The sequence below is a fragment of the Pseudomonas sp. MWU16-30323 genome (genome assembly GCF_020515595.1).
Classification (GTDB): domain Bacteria; phylum Pseudomonadota; class Gammaproteobacteria; order Pseudomonadales; family Pseudomonadaceae; genus Aquipseudomonas; species Aquipseudomonas yamanorum.
Genome location: NZ_JAIWYM010000031.1, coordinates 33463 through 53349 on the forward strand (window position 1 = coordinate 33463; position 19887 = coordinate 53349).

The window sequence follows — 19887 nt, forward strand, 5'->3', positions numbered from 1 at the left end:
CTCGGAACGCCGATGCGCCAGATCTGGAAACCTTTTCGAGCCCTTTATTTTGCTTCCCTGATGATGCTGATCGGCTCCGGCCTGCTCAGTACTTACCTGGCCTTGCGCCTGGCGGCAGATCACGTCGACAGCCTGTGGGTGGGTGCGCTGATGGCCGCCAACTATTTTGGCCTGGTATTGGGGGGCAAGATCGGTCACCGCCTGATTGGCCGCGTCGGGCATATCCGGGCCTACGCCACCTGTGCCGGGATCGTCGGCGCGGCGGTGTTGGGCCACGGGCTGATCAACTGGCTGCCAGCCTGGATTGTGCTGCGGATGATTGTCGGCCTGGGCATGATGTGCCAGTACATGGTCATCGAGAGCTGGCTTAACGAGCAGGCTGAAGCCAAGCAGCGCGGGGCGGTGTTCAGCGGCTATATGATTGCTTCGTACCTGGGCCTGGTGCTGGGCCAACTGATCCTTGTGATGCACCCTGAGTTGGGCCTTGAGTTGCTGATGCTGGTCGCGCTGTGTTTTGCGCTGTGCCTGGTGCCGGTGGCCATGACTCGCCGTATTCACCCGGCCCCCCTGCATCCGGCGCCGATGGAACCGCGCTTCTTTATCAAGCGGGTGCCGCAGTCCCTCAGTACGGTGTTGGGGGCCGGGCTGATTGTGGGTTCCTTCTATGGTTTGGCGCCGCTTTACGCCTCTCAGCAGGGGCTGACTACCGAGCAGGTCGGTCTGTTCATGGGCAGCTGTATTTTTGCCGGGCTGCTGGTGCAGTGGCCGTTGGGCTGGCTGTCTGATCGGTATGACCGCGCGCTGTTGATTCGCTGCTTCGCCTTGTGCCTGGCGGTGGCTGCGTTGCCGTTGGCGATCATGACCCAGGTGCCGTTGGAAGTGCTGTTTGTCGCAGGCTTTCTCTGTTCCCTGGTGCAGTTCTGCCTTTACCCGCTGGCGGTCGCGTTTTCCAACGACCACGTCGAGGGTGATCGCCGGGTGTCGCTTACCGCGATGTTGCTGGTGACCTACGGCGTCGGCGCCAGCGTAGGCCCGCTGTTGGCCGGTGTGGTGATGAAGCTGTTCGGCAGCCACATGCTGTATGCGTTTTTCAGCCTGTGTGCGTTGATCCTGGTGTGGCGCATCCGGCCCAAGGCCGTCACCAACCTGCATCAGGTGGACGATGCACCGCTGCATCACGTGGCGATGCCTGACAGCATGTCCAGTTCGCCGCTGGTGGCGTGTCTCGACCCACGAGTGGACGAGCAGGTGGTGCAGGAGCAGATGCAGACCGCCGTTCCGGAGGGCCCTGAGCCTGAAGTCGATCCCGAAGTGGAGGAGCCAACAGCGGTCACCGAGCCCCCGGAGCATCCGGACCCGGATGAGCACCCCCATGACCTGAGCAGGGCGCGCCCCTGACAGCAAAAAACGGGCAGTTCCCTTGAGGAACTGCCCGTTTTTTTATTGCGATCTTTAGGGTTTAAAAATCATCGTCCTTGTCGAAGCGGCGAGCTTCACGCTGCAGTTGGTACACAAACCGCTCGACCTGACGCTGCACCAGCCCGCTCATGTTATGAAAGCGTACGCCGGCGAAGGTGGTGTTGATCCTTTCTTCGAAGTGCAGGTAACGCAGTTCCACCGAGGTGGTCATGCTGCCAAAGGGCAGGGCGGCGATAAAGCGGTCGTAGACCTGGCCCAGTTGCAGGCGCTCGGAGATGTCCCCTTCGAAACGCAATTTGCAGCCGGTGGCGGAAATGTCCAGCAACTTGCCACTGATGGGGGCCTTGAGTTTCTCGCCACCCAGTTCGACGCTGACCAGTTGCGCCAGCTTCAGGGCGGCGCGGAAGGCGTTGCGACGCTGATGGTAGATCACTTCGTCGGGCATGCTGCCGCGGTAGATGCGGTGGCCGCCAGCTTCGTCGATGGTCAGGGTGCCGTTGCTTTCCCAGGCCACTCGCACGCCATCGTGGAAACCTTCGATGCGGAAAGCTTCGCCATTCTCAAGGTAGCGTTCGCCGTCCCGCGGGATCATTTCGTCCAGGGCCAGCGTCTTGCTGTCGCGGTCGATTTCCACCAGGTAGCTTTGAAAGCGTTGGTTGCGTTCGTGGAAGGTGATGATCAGCGGATCATGGCTCTCTTGTAGCATCCGCAAGGTGCCCGCGATTTCCAGCGGCGTGGTGAGTACCTTGGGTGGCTGCGGAGCATCTTCCGCGTTAGGGGCGTTGAACACGGTTCTTCCATCTCCAGACAAAATACGACTACACGCAAGTGCTTTCATTTTGCCAGCATGTGGCGCGCCTTGGATAGGGCGCGCGTGAGCTGGTATCAGGCTTGGCTGCGGGTGCTTGGCTTGGCCAGGCGTGAAGTGGAGCCTTGAGCGTTGTAGAGGGCCGGAGGCTCGCCGCCGTGGAGGATGCGCAACTGATTGGCGGTGGTGGCTTGTTGCAGCTGGATCGCCTGGCCGTTGACGAGGTTGGTTTCCTGGCACAGGGTCAGCAATTGGTTGAGTTCTTTGCTTTGGGCCAGTAACTGGTCGCCCACCGTGGAGTGGCTGGCGAGTTGTTCCAGGCCTTTGTGGTCGGCCGGGAGGCCCAGGCTGGCAAGAATCTGGCTGCGCTTCTTGCCGTGCTGCTCCAGCAGGACGATCAGCGATTGCTTGCGCGCCAGGATTTCTTCCAGCATGCGCATGTCCCGCCCGAACAGGGCCAGGGACTCTTCTCGAAGTAGCTCCAGCAACTGCTGTGCGGGAGGCAGGTCTTCAATGATCAGTTGTAGCAAGTTTTCGTCGTGCATGGCTGGCCTTGGGTTTTAAGCGTCCAAAAGCCTGGCGCAGGCCTTTGCCTAGCGCTCGGCTTCGAAGTTAAGCAGCTTGCTGGCTACACGGTTGCTGTCGACCTTATAGCTGCCATCCGCAATCGCCTGCTTCAATTCAGCCACGCGGGCTTTATTGACAACTGGCTGATCGCTCAGCGAGTCAGTGACCTTCTGCAACTGTTGAGCCTCATTGCTCAGGTGTACCGATTCCCCGATTTGGCTCGCACCGGCCTGTTCTGTCTTGGCAGGCAGAGGCTGGGACTTGGCTTCAACGCTGTCTTTGGCACCGTTGGTGCGCGAAGAGCCGGGCGTTGGCAGGGCGTTATTCAAACGACTGAAATCGATGACCATGTTAAAAAAACCTCTGGGTATTTGGACGCTTGCCATGTTTTCGGCCATACCCGGACAAACTTTAGGCTCGATTGACAATAAACCTATACGCGATGCCGCTTTGCGCACAGTGTAGGAAAAGCCGGCGTCCGATGCCAGTGATCTATAAAGCCACCTCAACTTGCCCCGGTGCTGTCACTCGGGCCTTGATCACACGGTTGGAGTTGAGGTTCTTCACGCGAATCTGTTCACTCATGCCGCCATTGGAGAGGGCTTCCCCCGGCATTTTTACATTCAGGCCGCCGCTGCTGGCGGAGATCACCACCTGGTCACCTTTGCGCACCACTTCGGCCTGTTCAAGATGGACCAGGGTAATCACCTGGTCGGCGACCATTGGTCGGGTAAGTTTCTGCCCGAGCGCCTGATCCAGAGACGTGAGATAGCCCTGGTTGATCAGGCTGATGTCCCGTTCGCGCATCGCAATGTCCCCATCACCAATGATTCCGGTGCGTTTCAGCGGGCGTGTCACCACCACGACGTCGCGGAACAATTTGACCTGGGCCGGCACAAACACTGTCCAGGGCGAGGCGCCTTCGCAGCGCACCTTCACGGTCACGCGCCCGATGGGCTGGGCGGGGCTTTCCAGGGACGCTGTCAATTCTCTGTCACACATGGGCATGCGCAAGCGCGGATCCAACTGGTTGACCTGGATTTCATAGCGGCCCGGTGTCTGCGTCGTCGCCAGATAATCTTCTACAGTGAACTCAAGAAAGCCTTGAGTGACGCCGATAAGTAGATCAGGCAAGGTGACGTTATCGGCGCGGGCCGGCTGGCCCGTAGCCAAGGCAAGCAACGCCATCGAGACGCAGAGCAATCTGCGGTACTGTGGGGATCGGAGGCGTCGGGAAACTGTCGTTTTGATGTCCATGGCCAATAAAAAAGCAAAGCTCGTGCCGTTTAGTGTTGGGTACGCGTCGTACCCCTAAGTTTTAGCGTAGGAGTCTGTGCATGGCCGGTGTAATGGATTCAGTGAACCAGCGCACACAGCTGGTGGGGCAGAATCGCCTGGAGTTGCTGCTGTTCCGTCTGGACGGCAAGCAGCTCTACGGGATTAACGTCTTCAAGGTTCGAGAAGTACTGCAGTGTCCCAAGCTGACAATCATGCCCAAGTCCAGCCCGGTGGTTTGCGGTGTGGCCAATATCCGTGGCGCGACCATCCCGATTCTTGACCTGGCCATGGCCACCGGTTCGTCGGGTTTGCAGGATCGCGAGAGTCCGTTCGTGATCATCACCGAGTACAACACCAAGACCCAGGGTTTCCTGGTGCGCTCGGTGGAACGCATCGTCAACATGAACTGGGAAGAGATCCATCCGCCGCCCAAGGGCACCGGCCGCGATCACTACCTCACGGCAGTGACGCGGGTCGACAACCAGTTGGTGGAAATCATCGACGTGGAGAAAATCCTCGCCGAAGTGGCTCCGACCTCGGAGTCGATATCGGTGGGTGTGGTAGACGCCGAAACCGCGCACAAGGCGATCTCGCTGCGGGTGCTGACGGTGGACGACTCCTCGGTGGCGCGCAAACAGGTGTCCCGTTGCCTGCAGACGGTTGGCGTTGAAGTGGTGGCGCTCAATGACGGTCGACAGGCCCTGGATTACCTGCGCAAGCTGGTGGATGAGGGCAAGAAGCCGGAAGAAGAATTCCTGATGATGATTTCCGACATCGAGATGCCGGAAATGGACGGCTACACCCTTACGGCCGAGATACGCAACGACCCACGCATGCAAAAACTACATATCATCCTGCATACTTCGTTGTCGGGTGTATTCAATCAGGCGATGGTCAAGAAGGTCGGTGCCGATGACTTCCTGGCCAAATTCCGCCCTGATGACCTGGCATCCCGGGTAGTCGACCGGATCAAGGCAGCAGATCACGGCTAGGGGCCTTTTCCCTGGCGGTCACACGATTTAAGAGGCGGTATCATTGTCTACGGGTAATTTGGATTTCGAACAGTTCCGGGTCTTCCTGGAAAAAGCCTGTGGCATATTGCTCGGTGAAAACAAGCAGTACCTGGTATCCAGCCGTCTCAACAAACTGATGGAGCAGCAAGGCATCAAGTCCCTCGGGGAGTTGGTGCAACGGATCCAGGGTCAGCCGCGCAGCGGGCTCAAGGAGATGGTGGTCGATGCCATGACCACCAACGAAACCTTGTGGTTTCGCGATACCTATCCGTTTGAAGTGCTCAAGAACAAGGTACTGCCTGAGGCGATCAAGGCCGCACCCGGCCAGCGCCTGCGCATCTGGTCGGCGGCTTGTTCATCGGGGCAGGAACCGTATTCGATTTCGATGTCCATCGATGAGTTCGAGCGAACCAACATGGGCCAGTTGAAGGCCGGGGCGCAAATTGTGGCCACGGATTTGTCGGGCACCATGCTCACCAACTGCAAGACCGGTGAGTACGACAGCCTGGCATTGGGGCGCGGGTTGTCTCCGGAGCGCTTGCAGCGGTTCTTCGATCCTAAAGGCGCGGGGCGCTGGGCGGTCAAGGCGCCGATCAAGAGCCGGGTGGAGTTTCGCTCGTTCAACCTGCTGGACAGCTACGCCAGCCTGGGCAAGTTCGACATGGTGTTCTGCCGCAACGTGCTGATCTACTTCTCGGCCGAGGTGAAGAAGGACATTCTGTTGCGCATCCACGGCACCCTCAAGCGCGGTGGTTATCTGTTCCTGGGCGCTTCCGAGGCGCTGAACGGTTTGCCGGATCATTACCAGATGGTGCAGTGCAGCCCTGGGATCATTTACCAGGCCAAGTGATGAATGCTTGAACAAAAAAAAGGGAGGCCCGCACAGGCCTCTCTTTTTTTATGGCCGCAAAGCGGCAAGCCCTCATTGCCGCTTTACTGGCGTTTCGCGGAAACCCTTTGCCGCTTTTCTGGCATTGCCGCCGGCAATTCCCCCGCAAACCCTTGATTTACGGCGCCCAAGCAACTTGGCATGGCCCTTGCTAAATCCTAGTTACGAAAAGCAGGTCAGCCCCTAAAGGTTTCCGCCATGAGCATCAGCTTCGATAAAGCGCTCGGTATCCACGAACAAGCCCTGGGCTTCCGCGCCCAGCGTGCCGAAGTCCTGGCCAACAACATCGCCAACGCCGACACCCCGAACTACAAGGCTCGGGACCTGGACTTCTCTGCCGTGCTTGCCGCACAGCAAGACAAGACCAAGAACGGCACCTTCGCCCTGAACATGACCAACAGCCGTCATATCGAAGCGCAAGGCCTGGGCAATGGTGACGAGTCGCTGCTGTATCGCACGCCGATGCAACCGTCGATCGACCAGAACACCGTGGACGCGCAACTGGAGCAATCGGCGTACGCCGAGAACTCGGTGAACTTCCAGGCCAGCTTCACCCTGCTCAACAGCAAATTCAAAGGGCTGATGTCAGCCCTGCGTGGAGAATAAGCCATGTCCCTCGCCAGTGTTTTCAATATTGCCGGTAGTGGCATGAGCGCCCAGACCACGCGCCTCAACACCGTCGCCAGTAACATCGCCAACGCCGAGACCGTGTCCTCGAGCATTGACCAGACCTACCGTGCCCGGCACCCGGTGTTCGCCACCATGTTCCAGGGCGGCCAAGGCGGCCAGAGTGGTAGCGGCGATTCGCTGTTTCAGAACCAGGATGCCGCGGGCCAGGGCGTGCAGGTGCTCGGTGTGGTCGAAGACCAGAGCAACCTGGATGCCCGCTACGAGCCGAACCATCCCGCCGCTGATGCCAAAGGGTACGTGTACTACCCCAACGTCAACGTGGTCGAGGAAATGGCAGACATGATTTCCGCCAGCCGCTCGTTCCAGACCAACGCGGAAATGATGAACACCGCCAAAACCATGATGCAGAAAGTCCTGACCCTGGGTCAGTGATAAGGGGCGCCAAATAATGGCCATTGTTGATACCAGTTCGACGAACACGGCGGTCCAGGACCTTTTCAATTCCAAGGTCAAGACGGCGACAGATAACAGCAGCGTCGCCGATGCAGCCAAGTCGGCGACGGGCAACCAGTCGTTGGGCAAGGACGCGTTCCTGCAACTGCTGGTCACCCAGCTGAAAAACCAGAACCCGCTGTCGCCCCAGGACAACGGCGCGTTCGTGGCACAGCTGGCTCAGTTCAGCAGCCTGGAAGGCATCAACACCCTGAACGACTCGGTGAATGCGATCTCCAGCAACTTCAGCTCCTCCCAGGCGCTGCAGGCGTCGTCGCTGGTGGGCCGCTCGGTGATCACCCAGACCGACAAGGCCATGGTCGACACCAGCAAGAGCATGACCGGTTCCGTGGCGGTGACGGCGGCGACGGGCAACGTCTCGGTCAAGATCACCGACAAGGACGGCAACGTCGTTCGCACCATCGACATGGGCGCCCAGAGCGCCGGCAATTCCAGCTTTGTCTGGGACGGCAAGAACGATGCGGGCGAGACGGTGGCTCCCGGCACCTACACCTTCAATGCCACCACCAAGAATGACAAGGGCGACTCGGTGGCCCTGCCCACCTCGCTGCCGGCAACGGTGACCAGCGTGACCCTGAGCCAGACCGGCGGCGAGATGCTGCTCAACCTGGCGGGCGGCATGGGCAGTATCAAGCTGTCGCAAATTCAGACTATCGGTACATAGAGCCGGCTAAATACGGCAAAAGGAGAGAACAATGTCTTTTAACATCGGCCTTAGCGGCCTCTATGCGGCCAACAAACAACTGGACGTGACCGGCAACAACATCGCCAACGTCGCGACCACCGGCTTCAAGTCGTCCCGCGCCGAGTTCTCGGATATCTACGCGGCGTCCAAGCTGGGCACCGGCCAGAACAGCATCGGCAACGGCGTGAACCTGGCGGCAGTGTCCCAGCAGTTCACCCAGGGTGACGTCAACAACAGCGGCGGCACGCTGGACATGGCGATCCAGGGCGGCGGCTTCTTCGTGCAGAAGGGCAGCGACGGTTCGCTGGAGTACACCCGTAACGGTGCCTTCCGTGCCGACAAAGACGGCTACATCACCAACAACACCGGCACCTCGCGCCTGCAAGGCTACGCGGCGGACGCCGATGGCAACATCCAGAAGGGCGCCCTGACCGACCTTCAGCTCAACCTGTCGTACCTGCCGCCGAAGGCTTCGAGCAAGGTGGATTCCACCAGTAACCTGAACTCGTCCTCGCCGGTGATCGACCAGACGGCGACCCCGTTTGATCCGACCAAGTCGGAGACCTTCACCACTCAGTACTCCACCACGCTCTACGATACCCAGGGCAACGCGCATCCGATGGTGCAGTACCTGGTGAAGACAGACTCCAATACCTGGAAGTCCTACACCCTGATCGATGGGCGCAACCCTGACGGCTCGCCGATCAGTGGCACCGGTACTGACGTCAAGGCGCCTGTTGCCTCGACGCTGTCGTTTGATACCGCCGGCAAGCTCTCGGGGATCATCACCCCGCCAGCCACTGCTTCGAACACCACCCTGACCATTTCCGACTGGAAGCCGGGTGCCCTGGTCAATGGTGTCTGGACGTCTAACGGCGCGGCCGCCAACACAGACGGCGTGGCCGTCAACATGGCGAACATCACCCAGTTCAACTCGGCTACCTACCGCAACCCGCCGACCACCGACGGTTACGCCACCGGTCAAATCACCGGGCTGAAAATCGACGGCAGCGGTGTAATGTTCGCCACGTTCAGCAACCAGCAGAGCAAGGCCATCGGCCAGCTCTCCCTGGCCAGCTTCAACAACGAGCAGGGCCTGCAGCCAGCTGGCGGCACCACCTGGAAAGAAACCTTCGCGTCGGGCCAGCCGGGTTTTGATACCCCCCAAGTCGGCACCCTGGGTTCGATCGTGGCCAACTCCCTGGAGAACTCCAACGTCAACCTGACCAACGAGCTGGTGGACCTGATCAAGGCCCAGAGCAACTATCAGGCGAACGCCAAGACCATCTCCACCCAAAGCACCATCATGCAGACCATTATTCAGATGACCTGATGTTGTCGCTTTAAGCTGCAACACTGGAAAAGCCCCTCGGTCGAGGGGCTTTTTTTTGCCTGTCGATTGTCCTGTGCGGTCACCGGATGACATGTTTTTGGCGGAACCCCCTACGCCTGTTTTTCCACCTACCAAGCCAAGAAAGCTGAGGTTAACGGGTGGAGAGCAGGCTATGGCGAGTGTGTCGGTTTCGGGTGGTGCCGACGGGGGCGTGGTTTTTTCAGGTCAGGGTATTGCGTGGTCGGGTCAGTCGGTCGATGGGAAAAATAAAGACGTCTCTAAGGAGGAGGCGGTCAAAAAACTCCTCACCGAGTTGGATGACGCCGAGAAAACCTCCAAGAGCCAGCTGGCTCAAGATCTGCGAGACAAGCTCAACGAAGTGCGAGCGGAGATCGGTGACGAGAAATTCAAGGAAATCCTCAACAAGCTGATTGAAGAGGCGTCCGGGCAGTGGCTTGAGTTTCTCAAGAAACTGCTGAAGATCTTGTTTCCGGACTCGGACGACACATCACCCTCTCCTGCGCCAGCTCCTGCACCATCGCCAAGGGGCGGCGGCGGCGGCGGCGGCGGTGCTGACAGAAGTGGTTTTGGCCCCAGCGAGCCCATGAGCAACAAGCCGTTGACCGAGGGTTCAAAGCATTTCAACTACAAGCCCGACCACAGCAACCCTGGAAAGAAACCGGACAATATCTGGAGTGGCTTCAGCCAGGGCCCTGATGGTAACTGCGTCACTGTGTCAGCGATAAAGGGCGCGATGATGAAGTTCGGTCAGAAACCCACTGACGTTTTCAGCGAAGTGAAAGAGACGGGAGATGGCTATCACGTGAAAATGAGGGACGGGTTCGAGCTTAATTTGTCCAGGGATGAACTCAGGCAGGCGGCCGAATATGCACGGTTTAAAGGCGATGATCCGGCGATGATGACCGATGCGAACTTCATGTTCGCCGCGAGTGCCAAGCGGGCGCAGATGGAAGGAAATGGTCAGGACGACATGCCAGGTGCGGCGCAAAGAAGTTTTGCCCATGCAATGCAGAGCCTGAACAACGGCGAAATGCCTCACGAAGCGCTGGACCGCCTTGGGCTGAGGGGGCTCTACAGGAACTCTTCAAGCAGTGAGCTGGCGAGCGGCAAGCTGGGGGTGGTCGCCTATGATCATCATTCAATGGTGGTGATTGGTGGGCGCGTCGAGTTGTGGGGGCAGCGAGGCGGCTCGCCAAAAGAGGGTGAGGCATACGCCTTCCTCTAAGGGCGTTAAACGAAAAAAGCCCGATAAGCCCTTTGTAGTCGGGGGTTATCGGGCTTTTCAATCCCGGGTGTTCAAGCCCGGGACTGGCTCAGCTTATTGGCAAGCTTCGCAATCCGGCTCGTCGATCGCGCAGGCTTTTGGCACTGGCGCCGGACCGGCAGGTGCTGCGAGAACCGAATCATCACCGTGGTTGCCGCCGCTGGAAACAGCGTTCAGCTTGCCGGTGTTGATGGTCGACTTCTCGGTGCTGGTGGCGGCCAGGGCACGGAGGTAGTAAGTGGTTTTCAGGCCACGGTACCAAGCCATGCGGTAGGTCACGTCCAGCTTCTTGCCCGATGCGCCGGCGATGTACAGGTTCAGCGACTGAGCCTGGTCGATCCACTTCTGGCGACGGCTGGCGGCGTCAACGATCCACTTGGTGTCCACTTCGAAGGCAGTCGCGTAGAGCTCTTTGAGTTCTTGCGGGATGCGCTCGATCTGCTGCACGGAACCATCGTAGTACTTGAGGTCGTTGATCATCACCGAGTCCCACAGGCCGCGGGCTTTCAGGTCGCGAACCAGGTACGGGTTGATCACGGTGAATTCGCCCGACAGGTTCGATTTCACATACAGGTTCTGGTAGGTCGGTTCGATCGACTGCGACACGCCAGTGATGTTGGCGATGGTGGCGGTCGGTGCGATGGCCATGATGTTGGAGTTACGAATGCCTTTCTGCACACGGGCACGTACCGGTGCCCAGTCCAGGGATTCGTTCAGGTCAACGTCGATGTACTTCTGGCCACGCTGCTCGATCAGGATCTGTTGCGAATCCAGCGGCAGGATGCCTTTGGACCACAGCGAACCCTGGAACGTCTCGTAGGCGCCGCGCTCGTCGGCCAGGTCGCAGGAAGCCTGGATCGCGTAGTAGCTGACCGCTTCCATGGACTTGTCGGCGAACTCGACCGCAGCGTCCGAACCGTAAGGAATGTGCTGCAGGTACAGCGCGTCCTGGAAGCCCATGATGCCCAGGCCCACCGGACGGTGCTTGAAGTTGGAGTTCTGCGCCTGTGGGACCGAGTAGTAGTTGATGTCGATAACGTTATCGAGCATGCGAACGGCGGTGTTCACGGTGCGTTCCAGCTTGGCGGTGTCCAGCTTGCCGTTGACGATGTGGTTCGGCAGGTTGATCGAGCCCAGGTTGCAAACGGCGATCTCGTCCTTGTTGGTGTTCAAGGTGATCTCGGTGCACAGGTTCGAGCTGTGGACCACGCCCACGTGCTGCTGCGGGCTGCGCAGGTTGCACGGGTCTTTGAAGGTCAGCCATGGGTGGCCGGTTTCAAACAGCATGGACAGCATTTTGCGCCACAGGTCTTTGGCCTGGATGGTCTTGAACAGCTTGATCTTGCCTGGGTACTGGGACAGGGCTTCGTAGTACTCGTAACGCTCTTCGAAGGCCTTGCCGGTCAGGTCGTGCAGGTCGGGCACTTCGGATGGCGAGAACAGGGTCCACGGGCCGTCATCGAAGACACGCTTCATGAACAGGTCAGGGATCCAGTTGGCGGTGTTCATATCGTGGGTACGACGACGATCATCACCGGTGTTCTTGCGCAGTTCGATGAACTCTTCGATGTCCATGTGCCAGGTTTCCAGGTAGGCACACACAGCGCCTTTGCGCTTGCCACCCTGGTTCACGGCTACAGCGGTGTCGTTCACTACTTTGAGGAACGGTACAACGCCCTGGGACTTGCCGTTGGTGCCCTTGATGTACGAACCCAGTGCACGCACCGGCGTCCAGTCGTTACCCAGGCCGCCTGCGAATTTGGACAGCATGGCGTTGTCGTGGATCGCGTGGTAGATGCCCGACAGGTCATCCGGCACGGTGGTCAGGTAGCAGCTGGACAGCTGTGGACGCAGGGTGCCGGCGTTGAACAGGGTCGGGGTCGACGACATGTAGTCGAAGGACGACAACAGGTTGTAGAACTCGATGGCACGGTCTTCTTTCTGCTTCTCTTCGATCGCCAGGCCCATGGCCACGCGCATGAAGAACACTTGCGGCAGTTCGAAGCGGATCCCGTCCTTGTGGATGAAGTAACGGTCGTACAGGGTTTGCAGGCCCAGGTAGGTGAACTGCTGGTCGCGCTCGTGGTTGATCGCCTTGCCGAGTTTTTCCAGGTCGAAGGTGGCCAGGATCGGGTTCAGCAATTCGAATTCGATACCCTTGGCGATGTACGCCGGCAGGGCCTTGGCATACAGGTCGGCCATCTCGTGGTGAGTGGCGCTGTCGGCGACGCCGAGGAAGCCCAGGCCTTCGGCACGCAGGGTGTCCATCAGCAGGCGCGCGGTCACGAACGAGTAGTTCGGCTCACGCTCGACCAGGGTACGGGCGGTCATCACCAGGGCGGTGTTGACGTCGGTCAGGGCCACGCCGTCGTACAGGTTCTTCAGGGTTTCGCGCTGGATCAGGTCGCCATCGACTTCTTCCAGGCCTTCGCAGGCCTCGGTGATGATGGTGTTCAGGCGGCCCAGGTCCAGTGGTGCGAACGTACCGTCGGCCAGGGTGATGCGGATCGACGGGTGAGCTTGTACGGCAGCTTCTTCGGCCGGGGAGCGTACGGCGCGTTCCTTGGCGCGGGAGTCACGGTAGATCACGTAGTCGCGGGCAACTTTCTGCTCGCCGGCACGCATCAGGGCCAGTTCGACCTGGTCCTGGATTTCTTCGATGTGGATGGTGCCGCCCGATGGCATGCGACGCTTGAACGTTGCGGTGACCTGTTCGGTCAGGCGCGCAACGGTGTCGTGGATGCGCGACGAGGCAGCAGCGGTGCCGCCTTCAACTGCAAGAAACGCTTTGGTGATCGCGACGGTGATTTTGTCATCGGTGTAAGGAACGACAGTGCCGTTACGCTTGATCACACGCAGTTGGCCGGGCGCGGTGGCGGACAGATCCAGGTTCGAATCAGCGGCCTGCGGCACGGAGCCTTGCGGGTTCTCGCGAGTTGTGTCGGTTTGCATGGGGGGTTGTCTCCACATTCTATATTTATTTGGGCACCATCACGGTGCCCACCGTTCCGTCCTGAAGCACTTACAACAGGCCTGGGGCCTGGCATAACAACTTCGGGACAGGAGGAAGGGAGCTGTTCGCGCCGCTTCCATGCCGAAGTCTTCGGTACAAGCTTGGGGCTCTTTACCGTATTCCTGGTGGGGGACAGTTTCGTACTGCAACACCCGTACCGTTTCTGCCTGATCGGGGCTAAAAACGGCTGCCATCCGCGTGCGCGGTTTGGTCTTCTGAAAAAGGCTTAAGTTCAACCAAACAGGAGCAAGAAAGAACTTGAGTTTCTTGTCTGATTTGTGTTTGGTCTTTTCGCTCCAAAACCCTACATGTAGGGTTTTTTTGGCGACGACCTACAAGATAATGCGTTTTTGGGGGTATGGCAACGCACTACCTGTGGATAACGCTGTGGGTAAAATGTGTATGAAACATGGAACAGGCGTGTAGGCCGCAGTACTGCTGCGTCGCGCCGTTTGTCACCGAATATTCCGAGGTAAAAACATCCGGTTGGATTTTTGCGGGCGCGAACCCTATCACAAAAAAACACAATGTCCGAACGCATTTGCGCGCTTGTGCCAGAGGGCTGGCCCGTTGCTACAATCGGCCCGGATACACGCTGTGTTATGCACCCCCAACATGACAAAAATACGGGGGGCATCTTCCTTTCTATATGGACGTCGAGGTCACCCGTGGAGCATGAAGCCTGGCAGGTATTGATTGTCGAGGACGACGAGCGATTGGCCGAGTTGACCCGTGACTACCTGGAGAGCAACGGCCTGCGGGTGTCGGTGGAGGGTAACGGGGCCCTGGCGGCCGCGCGGATCATTGCCGAACAGCCGGACCTGGTAATCCTCGACCTGATGTTGCCCGGCGAAGACGGCCTGAGCATTTGCCGCAAGGTCCGCGAGGACTACGACGGGGTGATCCTGATGCTGACCGCACGCACCGACGACATGGACCAGGTGCTGGGCCTGGACATGGGCGCCGACGACTACGTGTGCAAACCCGTGCGCCCGCGTCTGTTGCTGGCACGCATCCAGGCCCTGTTGCGGCGCAGCGAAAGCGTTGAACCGGCCATCCCCGAAAAACAGCGGCGCCTGCAATTCGGCCCGCTGGTGGTGGACAACGCCCTGCGTGAAGCCTGGCTGCACGAGGGTGGCATCGAACTGACCAGCGCCGAATTCGACCTGCTGTGGCTGCTGGTGGCGAATGCCGGCCGGATCCTGTCCCGGGAAGAAATCTTCACCGCCTTGCGCGGCATTGGCTATGACGGCCAGGACCGCTCCATCGACGTGCGCATCTCGCGGATTCGCCCGAAAATCGGCGACGACCCGATCCACCCACGCCTGATCAAGACCATTCGCAGCAAAGGTTATCTGTTCGTCCCCGAAGCCGCTGCTGAACTTACGCCGTGAACTCGATCTTCCTGCGTATCTACGGCGGCATGTGCGCGGCGCTGATTCTGGTGGCGTTGCTCGGCGTGCTGGCCCTGCACCTGCTCAATGAAGTGCGCAGCGGCCAATACCGCGAGCGCCTGGCCCACGGCACCTTCGCGCTGATGGGCGACAACCTGCAACCCATGAGCGCCATCGAACGCCGCCGTGCCCTGGCGGTGTGGGAACGCTTGCTGGGCATCCCGCTGGAATTGCAGACCGTGGCCGAGGCGCATCTGGACCTGAGCCAGCGCACCCGCCTGCAACGCGGCCAGGTGTTGGTGGAGCAAACCGGTCCCCACGCGGCCAGGGTGCTGCGGTTGGTCAGTGATCAGGAGCAACTGTTGCTCACCGGCGAAGTGCAGCAAATCAGCGAACAACTGGCCCGCGCGACCATTTACCTGCTGGCCGATGAGCTGGTGCGTTTCCCGGTGGCCGAGCAACCGCAAAAACTTGCGGACCTGAAAGAGGCCAAGGGCTTTGGTTTCGAGATGCACCTGGTGATGCTCGATCAGGCGGACATGGACCAGGACCAGCGCCGCCGCGTGTCCGAGGGCGATACGGTGATGGCCCTGGGCAAGGGCGGTGATTCGATCCGGGTGTTCGCCGGCATGGTCGGCACGCCGTGGGTCCTGGAAATCGGGCCGCTGTACCAGATGAACCCGTACCCGCCGCAGTGGCTGATCCTGATCGCGTTGATCAGCCTGACCCTGATCGGCTTGATCGTCTATCTATTGGTGCGCCAACTGGAGCGGCGCTTGAGTGGCCTGGAAGCCGCCGCCACGCGCATCGCCAAAGGCAGCCTGGAAGTGCGAGTGCCGGCCCGGGGTGCCGATTCGGTAGGGCGCCTGGCGGCGGCGTTTAATGGCATGGCCGAACACCTGCAACGTCTGTTGGCAATCCAGCGCGAACTGGTGCGTGCGGTGTCCCACGAACTGCGCACCCCGGTGGCGCGCCTGCGGTTCGGTCTGGAGATGATTGGCGACGCGGCCACGCCTGAGGCGCGGCGCAAGTATATGGAAGGCATGGACAGCGACATCCAGGACCTTGATGGCCTGGTGGACGAAATGCTGACTTATGCGCGACTGGAGCAGGGCTCGCCGGCACTGAATTTCCAGCGGGTCGACCTCAGCGCGTTGCTCGACCAGGTGATTGATGAGCTGTCGCCGCTGCGCCCGGAAATCAACGTGGCGCGGGGCATCTGCCTGTCTTCTGCCCATTGGGATGATGCGTGGGTGGAGGCAGAACCGCGTTACCTGCATCGCGCCCTGCAAAACCTGGTGAGCAATGCCATGCGCCATGCCCAAGGGCGGGTGCTGATCAGCTATCAGGTGGGTCAGGTGCGTTGCCGCATCGACGTGGAGGACGATGGCCCGGGCGTACCGGAAAGTGCCTGGGAACGGATCTTCACCCCGTTCCTGCGTTTGGATGACAGCCGTACTCGCGCGTCGGGTGGGCACGGGTTGGGATTGTCGATTGTACGGCGGATCATCTATTGGCACGGCGGCCGGGCGTTGATCAGCAAGAGCAACAACCTGGGTGGCGCGTGTTTCAGCCTGAGTTGGCCAAGGGACCAAGAGAAAACCTGAAACGGCCATCGCAGGCAAGCCAGCTCCCACATTTTGCAGTGTGAACCCGATCAAAGGTGGGAGCTGGCTTGCCTGCGATGACGGTGCTTCAGGCGCTGACGGCCACCAAGCTCAACAACTGCCCGCCATCCACCGCAAACTGCGCCTCCAGCTCCTTGCCATGGCACCACTCGGCGGACAAGTCCGTCAGCAACCGCAGCCGCGCATGGCCGGTATCCGACCATTCCAGCAACTCGGCATGCTCAAAATAGAAGCGCTTCTGCACGATCGGGTAGAGGGCCTTGAACAGGCTCTCTTTGGCCGAAAACGTCAGCGTCACCAGTTGCGCGACCTGTTCGCGCGTGCCGGCGGCCATGCGCTGCAATTCATCCGGCGTCAGGATTTCCCCGGCCAGGCGTTCCGCCCGCTCCAGGGTCAGCAGGTTCTCCAGGTCCATCCCCAGCCCACGCCACTGTGCCTTGTGGGCGACGATGGCTGCCGCGTGGCCGGTGCTGTGGGTGATCGAGCCGCTGATATGGGCGGGCCAGATCGGCGCACGGTCCTCGCCGATCGCCGGCACGCAATCCAGCCCATCCAGCTGTTGCAAGGCCGCGCGAGCACACAGGCGACCGGCCAGAAACTCCGCCTGGCGCTTGGCCACCGACCGCTGGATGCTCGCGGGCGGCGGCACGGCGCTGCGCTGGAAGTCACCGACGGCCAGCAGGGCCGGGTCAAAGCGGGTGCTCAGCAAGACGGTGCCGGGCAAGGCAACGGGCAACGGCCAATGGGCGTCAAGTGGGGTGCAGCAGGCGGGTAGGGAATTCATGCCGGGTATTTTGCCGAGTTGGAGGGCCGCTGGATAGCCTGCGGGCGGGGATACGTAAATAACTCTTTACACAGTAGCCGGCCTCGGTTCAGCCCAGGTTCAGAGAGTGTTCAGGGGGAGTTCAGCGGGGGCTGCGTAGTCTGGCCCCGTACCCAAAGCCAAAGCGTATGAGGTAGACCATGACTGCGATCAAGAAGCTGATGTTGGCATTAACCATGCTCAGCGCCACTGCTGGCGTCCAGGCCTCTGATGCCAGCTTCGCGGGTTTCTCCAAGGAGAAGAGCAAAAAGCCCTACAGCCTTCTCCAGCGGGTGAGCTTCGAGGATGCCGGCGAACAGGCGGCTCCGTGGGGCCAGTCCCTGGGCCAGCACACGCCGCAGTCGGACTATCGCGTGGGCAATGAAAACCTGTCAGGTCACTTCAACGGCAGTAAACTGCGCCAGCAAGACCTGCAAGGCCGCTATGATATACCCCAGTTGGAAAGTTGATTTGCCTTGGAGAGCTTTATGAAATTGCTGGTTGTCGAAGATGAGGCGTTGCTGCGTCATCACCTGTTGACCCGCCTCACCGACAGCGGTCACGTGGTCGAGGCCGTCGCCAACGCCGAAGAGGCGCTGTACCAGACCGGGCAATTCAACCACGACCTGGCGATCATCGACCTGGGCCTGCCCGGCATGGGCGGCCTGGACCTGATCCGCCAACTGCGCGCCCAGGCCAAGACGTTCCCGATCCTGATCCTGACCGCCCGCGGCAACTGGCAGGACAAGGTCGAAGGCCTGGCTGCGGGTGCCGACGACTATGTGGTCAAGCCGTTCCAGTTCGAAGAGCTGGAAGCGCGGATGAACGCACTGCTGCGCCGCTCCAGCGGTTTCACCCAGTCGACCATCGTCGCCGGGCCCTTGCTGCTGGACCTCAATCGCAAGCAGGCGTCCCTCGACGAACAGCCGCTGGCGCTGACCGCCTACGAATACCGCATCCTCGAATACCTCATGCGTCACCATCAGCAGGTGGTTGCCAAGGACCGCCTGATGGAACAGCTCTATCCCGATGACGACGAGCGCGATCCGAACGTCATCGAAGTGCTGGTAGGCCGCCTGCGCCGCAAACTGGAAGGTCCGGCGGGGTTCAAGCCGATCGATACCGTGCGCGGTCTTGGCTACCTGTTTAATGAGCGCTGCCGTTGATCCGCTCGTTACGTGTGCGTTTGATGCTCGCGGCCACCACCCTGGCCGTGCTGTTTATGCTGGCCTTGTTGCCCGCCATGCAGGGCGCCTTCAGCCTGGCTCTGCAGGACTCCATCGAGCAGCGCCTGGCGTCGGATGTCACGACGCTGATTTCGGCGGCCCGGGTTGAAAACAATCGCCTGCTGATGCCTGCGCAGTTGCCGGATGAGCGCTTCAACCTCACCGACAGCCGTTTGCTGGGCTACATCTATGACCGCGAAGGCCATCTGGTCTGGCGTTCGCGCGCGACCCAGGAAGAGAACATCAACTACAAACCGCGCTATGACGGGCGCGGCAACGAGTTTGCGCGGATCCGCGAGGCCAACGGCCAGGAATTTTTTGTCTATGACGTCGAGGTCAAGCTGCTGGGCGGCAAAAGTGCGGCGTTCAGTATCGTCGCCCTGCAACCTGTGCGCGAATACCAACTGACCCTCGAAGGCCTGCGGGAAAACCTCTACCTGGGCTTCGGCGCCGCCTTGCTGGTGCTGCTGACCCTGTTGTGGCTGGGCCTGACCTGGGGCCTGCAAGCGCTGCGGCGGCTGAGCCAGGAACTGGATGAAATCGAAGGTGGCACCCGGGAAAGCCTCAGTGAACAACACCCCCGGGAACTGCTGCGCCTGACCGGCTCCCTCAACCGTCTGCTCCACAGCGAGCGCGAGCAACGCACCCGTTACCGCGATTCCCTGGATGACCTGGCCCACAGCCTGAAAACCCCGTTGGCGGTGCTGCAAGGCGTGAGCGAAGACATGGCCCAGCGCCCCGAAGATCGCGACCAAGCCTGGGTGCTGCAATCGCAGATCGAGCGCATGAGCCAGCAGATCAGCTACCAATTGCAGCGCGCCAGCCTGCGTAAAAGCGGCCTGGTGCGCCACCAGGTGCGGCTGGAGCCGGTGCTGCAAAGCCTGTGCGACACGCTGGACAAGGTTTATCGCGATAAGGGCGTGAGGGTCGCCTTTGAACTGCCGGACGAATGCGACGTGCCGATCGAGAAGGGCGCCTTGCTGGAACTGCTCGGCAACCTGCTGGAGAACGCCTACCGCCTGTGCCTGAGCGAAGTGCGCATCACCCTGCAGGAAAGCCTGGAGGGCACCGAGTTGTGCATCGAAGACGACGGCCCCGGCGTGCCACCGGACCAGCGTGCGCGCATCCTGCAACGGGGCGAACGCCTGGACCGTCAGCATCCGGGGCAGGGCATTGGCCTGGCGGTGGTCAAGGACATCATTGAAAGCTACGGCGCACGGTTGACCCTTGGGGATTCACCGCTGGGTGGCGCGGCGTTCAAGATTCACTTTCCGGCTGTTTGATCTTTATTGGCTGTGCCGGCCTCTTCGCGAGCAAGCCCGCTCCCACATTCGATGGCATTCCCAAGGTGGAACTCGGTCAAATGTGGGAGCGGGCTTGCTCGCGAAGAGGCCAGTCGCATCA

The 19887-nt window shown here is 60.3% G+C and carries 19 protein-coding genes; 13 read left to right on the top strand and 6 right to left on the bottom strand.

The features are described from left to right. The first annotated feature begins 12 nt into the window (after window positions 1-12). Window positions 13-1398 (top strand): MFS transporter, encoded by a 1386-nt coding sequence (locus LIY45_RS25590; RefSeq protein WP_226478019.1) that lies wholly within the window; start codon window positions 13-15, stop codon window positions 1396-1398. Window positions 1399-1459: 61 nt separating this feature from the next. On the opposite strand, the gene LIY45_RS25595 is transcribed toward LIY45_RS25590, so the two are convergent. The 4 genes from LIY45_RS25595 to flgA all read right to left on the bottom strand — a co-directional run bounded on the left by LIY45_RS25595 (window position 1460) and on the right by flgA (window position 4051). After that, complete coding sequence (locus LIY45_RS25595; RefSeq protein ID WP_017475861.1) at window positions 1460-2209, bottom strand: flagellar brake protein; 750 nt, start codon at window positions 2207-2209, stop codon at window positions 1460-1462. 95 nt (window positions 2210-2304) lie between these two features. Beyond that, complete coding sequence (locus LIY45_RS25600) at window positions 2305-2772, bottom strand: flagellar protein FlgN (RefSeq protein WP_226478020.1); 468 nt, start codon at window positions 2770-2772, stop codon at window positions 2305-2307. A 48-nt stretch (window positions 2773-2820) separates the two neighbouring features. Continuing rightward, on the bottom strand, window positions 2821-3144 hold the full coding sequence (gene flgM, locus LIY45_RS25605) for a flagellar biosynthesis anti-sigma factor FlgM (protein ID WP_226478036.1): 324 nt from the start codon (window positions 3142-3144) through the stop codon (window positions 2821-2823). A gap of 142 nt (window positions 3145-3286) precedes the next feature. Further along, window positions 3287-4051 (bottom strand): flagellar basal body P-ring formation chaperone FlgA, encoded by a 765-nt coding sequence (gene flgA, locus LIY45_RS25610; protein ID WP_226478021.1) that lies wholly within the window; start codon window positions 4049-4051, stop codon window positions 3287-3289. Window positions 4052-4131: 80 nt separating this feature from the next. Here flgA and LIY45_RS25615 point away from each other — a divergent pair, with 80 nt between their 5' ends. The 7 genes from LIY45_RS25615 to LIY45_RS25645 all read left to right on the top strand — a co-directional run bounded on the left by LIY45_RS25615 (window position 4132) and on the right by LIY45_RS25645 (window position 10381). Further along, window positions 4132-5064 carry a chemotaxis protein CheV gene (locus LIY45_RS25615; RefSeq protein WP_017475858.1) on the top strand — a complete coding sequence of 311 codons (933 nt, stop codon included), beginning with the start codon at window positions 4132-4134 and terminating at the stop codon, window positions 5062-5064. A gap of 43 nt (window positions 5065-5107) precedes the next feature. Then, complete coding sequence (cheR, locus tag LIY45_RS25620; RefSeq protein ID WP_010165768.1) at window positions 5108-5935, top strand: protein-glutamate O-methyltransferase CheR; 828 nt, start codon at window positions 5108-5110, stop codon at window positions 5933-5935. A gap of 237 nt (window positions 5936-6172) precedes the next feature. Further along, window positions 6173-6580, top strand: a complete 408-nt coding sequence (flgB, locus tag LIY45_RS25625) for a flagellar basal body rod protein FlgB (RefSeq protein ID WP_003214246.1) — start codon at window positions 6173-6175, stop codon at window positions 6578-6580. Window positions 6581-6583: 3 nt separating this feature from the next. Next, the gene (gene flgC / locus LIY45_RS25630) at window positions 6584-7036 is read left to right on the top strand and encodes a flagellar basal body rod protein FlgC (RefSeq protein WP_017475856.1); all 453 of its coding nucleotides are present in this window, start codon (window positions 6584-6586) and stop codon (window positions 7034-7036) included. 16 nt (window positions 7037-7052) lie between these two features. Beyond that, a complete protein-coding gene (gene flgD, locus LIY45_RS25635) occupies window positions 7053-7781 on the top strand; it encodes a flagellar hook assembly protein FlgD (protein WP_226478022.1) in 729 nt (242 codons plus the stop codon). Between the two features lie 31 nt (window positions 7782-7812). Beyond that, entirely contained in the window at window positions 7813-9135 is a 1323-nt protein-coding gene (gene flgE, locus LIY45_RS25640) for a flagellar hook protein FlgE (RefSeq protein ID WP_226478023.1), read from the top strand. Window positions 9136-9307: 172 nt separating this feature from the next. After that, a complete protein-coding gene (locus tag LIY45_RS25645; protein ID WP_226478024.1) occupies window positions 9308-10381 on the top strand; it encodes a hypothetical protein in 1074 nt (357 codons plus the stop codon). A 93-nt stretch (window positions 10382-10474) separates the two neighbouring features. Here LIY45_RS25645 and LIY45_RS25650 read toward each other — a convergent pair whose 3' ends face one another. Beyond that, window positions 10475-13372 (bottom strand): ribonucleoside-diphosphate reductase subunit alpha, encoded by a 2898-nt coding sequence (locus tag LIY45_RS25650; RefSeq protein ID WP_063027882.1) that lies wholly within the window; start codon window positions 13370-13372, stop codon window positions 10475-10477. A 729-nt stretch (window positions 13373-14101) separates the two neighbouring features. Between LIY45_RS25650 and LIY45_RS25655 the strand changes: the two genes are divergently transcribed. Further along, window positions 14102-14827 (top strand): response regulator, encoded by a 726-nt coding sequence (locus LIY45_RS25655; RefSeq protein WP_226478025.1) that lies wholly within the window; start codon window positions 14102-14104, stop codon window positions 14825-14827. Further along, a complete protein-coding gene (locus LIY45_RS25660; protein ID WP_226478026.1) occupies window positions 14824-16434 on the top strand; it encodes an ATP-binding protein in 1611 nt (536 codons plus the stop codon). Before LIY45_RS25655 ends, LIY45_RS25660 begins: the two co-directional genes overlap by 4 nt. 88 nt (window positions 16435-16522) lie before the next feature. Here LIY45_RS25660 and LIY45_RS25665 read toward each other — a convergent pair whose 3' ends face one another. Continuing rightward, window positions 16523-17239, bottom strand: coding sequence for a 4'-phosphopantetheinyl transferase superfamily protein (locus LIY45_RS25665; protein ID WP_226478027.1), 717 nt, complete (start codon window positions 17237-17239; stop codon window positions 16523-16525). A 179-nt stretch (window positions 17240-17418) separates the two neighbouring features. Here LIY45_RS25665 and LIY45_RS25670 point away from each other — a divergent pair, with 179 nt between their 5' ends. The 3 genes from LIY45_RS25670 to LIY45_RS25680 are packed head-to-tail and all read left to right on the top strand — an operon-like array spanning window position 17419 to window position 19766. Then, the gene (locus tag LIY45_RS25670) at window positions 17419-17727 is read left to right on the top strand and encodes a hypothetical protein (RefSeq protein ID WP_017475848.1); all 309 of its coding nucleotides are present in this window, start codon (window positions 17419-17421) and stop codon (window positions 17725-17727) included. An 18-nt stretch (window positions 17728-17745) separates the two neighbouring features. Further along, window positions 17746-18423 (top strand): response regulator transcription factor, encoded by a 678-nt coding sequence (locus tag LIY45_RS25675; RefSeq protein WP_003214228.1) that lies wholly within the window; start codon window positions 17746-17748, stop codon window positions 18421-18423. Continuing rightward, entirely contained in the window at window positions 18420-19766 is a 1347-nt protein-coding gene (locus LIY45_RS25680; RefSeq protein ID WP_226478028.1) for an ATP-binding protein, read from the top strand. Before LIY45_RS25675 ends, LIY45_RS25680 begins: the two co-directional genes overlap by 4 nt. The last annotated feature ends 121 nt before the right edge of the window (window positions 19767-19887 follow it).

Coding starts and splice junctions, on each gene's coding strand:
- LIY45_RS25665 (WP_226478027.1), bottom strand. CDS start 17,239: ATGAATTCCCTACCCGCCTGCTGCACCCCACTTGACGCCCATTGGCCG.
- LIY45_RS25650 (WP_063027882.1), bottom strand. CDS start 13,372: ATGCAAACCGACACAACTCGCGAGAACCCGCAAGGCTCCGTGCCGCAG.
- LIY45_RS25590 (WP_226478019.1), top strand. CDS start 13: ATGCGCCAGATCTGGAAACCTTTTCGAGCCCTTTATTTTGCTTCCCTG.
- LIY45_RS25645 (WP_226478024.1), top strand. CDS start 9,308: ATGGCGAGTGTGTCGGTTTCGGGTGGTGCCGACGGGGGCGTGGTTTTT.
- flgA (WP_226478021.1), bottom strand. CDS start 4,051: ATGGACATCAAAACGACAGTTTCCCGACGCCTCCGATCCCCACAGTAC.
- flgC (WP_017475856.1), top strand. CDS start 6,584: ATGTCCCTCGCCAGTGTTTTCAATATTGCCGGTAGTGGCATGAGCGCC.
- LIY45_RS25670 (WP_017475848.1), top strand. CDS start 17,419: ATGACTGCGATCAAGAAGCTGATGTTGGCATTAACCATGCTCAGCGCC.
- LIY45_RS25615 (WP_017475858.1), top strand. CDS start 4,132: ATGGCCGGTGTAATGGATTCAGTGAACCAGCGCACACAGCTGGTGGGG.
- flgM (WP_226478036.1), bottom strand. CDS start 3,144: ATGGTCATCGATTTCAGTCGTTTGAATAACGCCCTGCCAACGCCCGGC.
- LIY45_RS25600 (WP_226478020.1), bottom strand. CDS start 2,772: ATGCACGACGAAAACTTGCTACAACTGATCATTGAAGACCTGCCTCCC.
- LIY45_RS25675 (WP_003214228.1), top strand. CDS start 17,746: ATGAAATTGCTGGTTGTCGAAGATGAGGCGTTGCTGCGTCATCACCTG.
- flgE (WP_226478023.1), top strand. CDS start 7,813: ATGTCTTTTAACATCGGCCTTAGCGGCCTCTATGCGGCCAACAAACAA.
- flgD (WP_226478022.1), top strand. CDS start 7,053: ATGGCCATTGTTGATACCAGTTCGACGAACACGGCGGTCCAGGACCTT.
- flgB (WP_003214246.1), top strand. CDS start 6,173: ATGAGCATCAGCTTCGATAAAGCGCTCGGTATCCACGAACAAGCCCTG.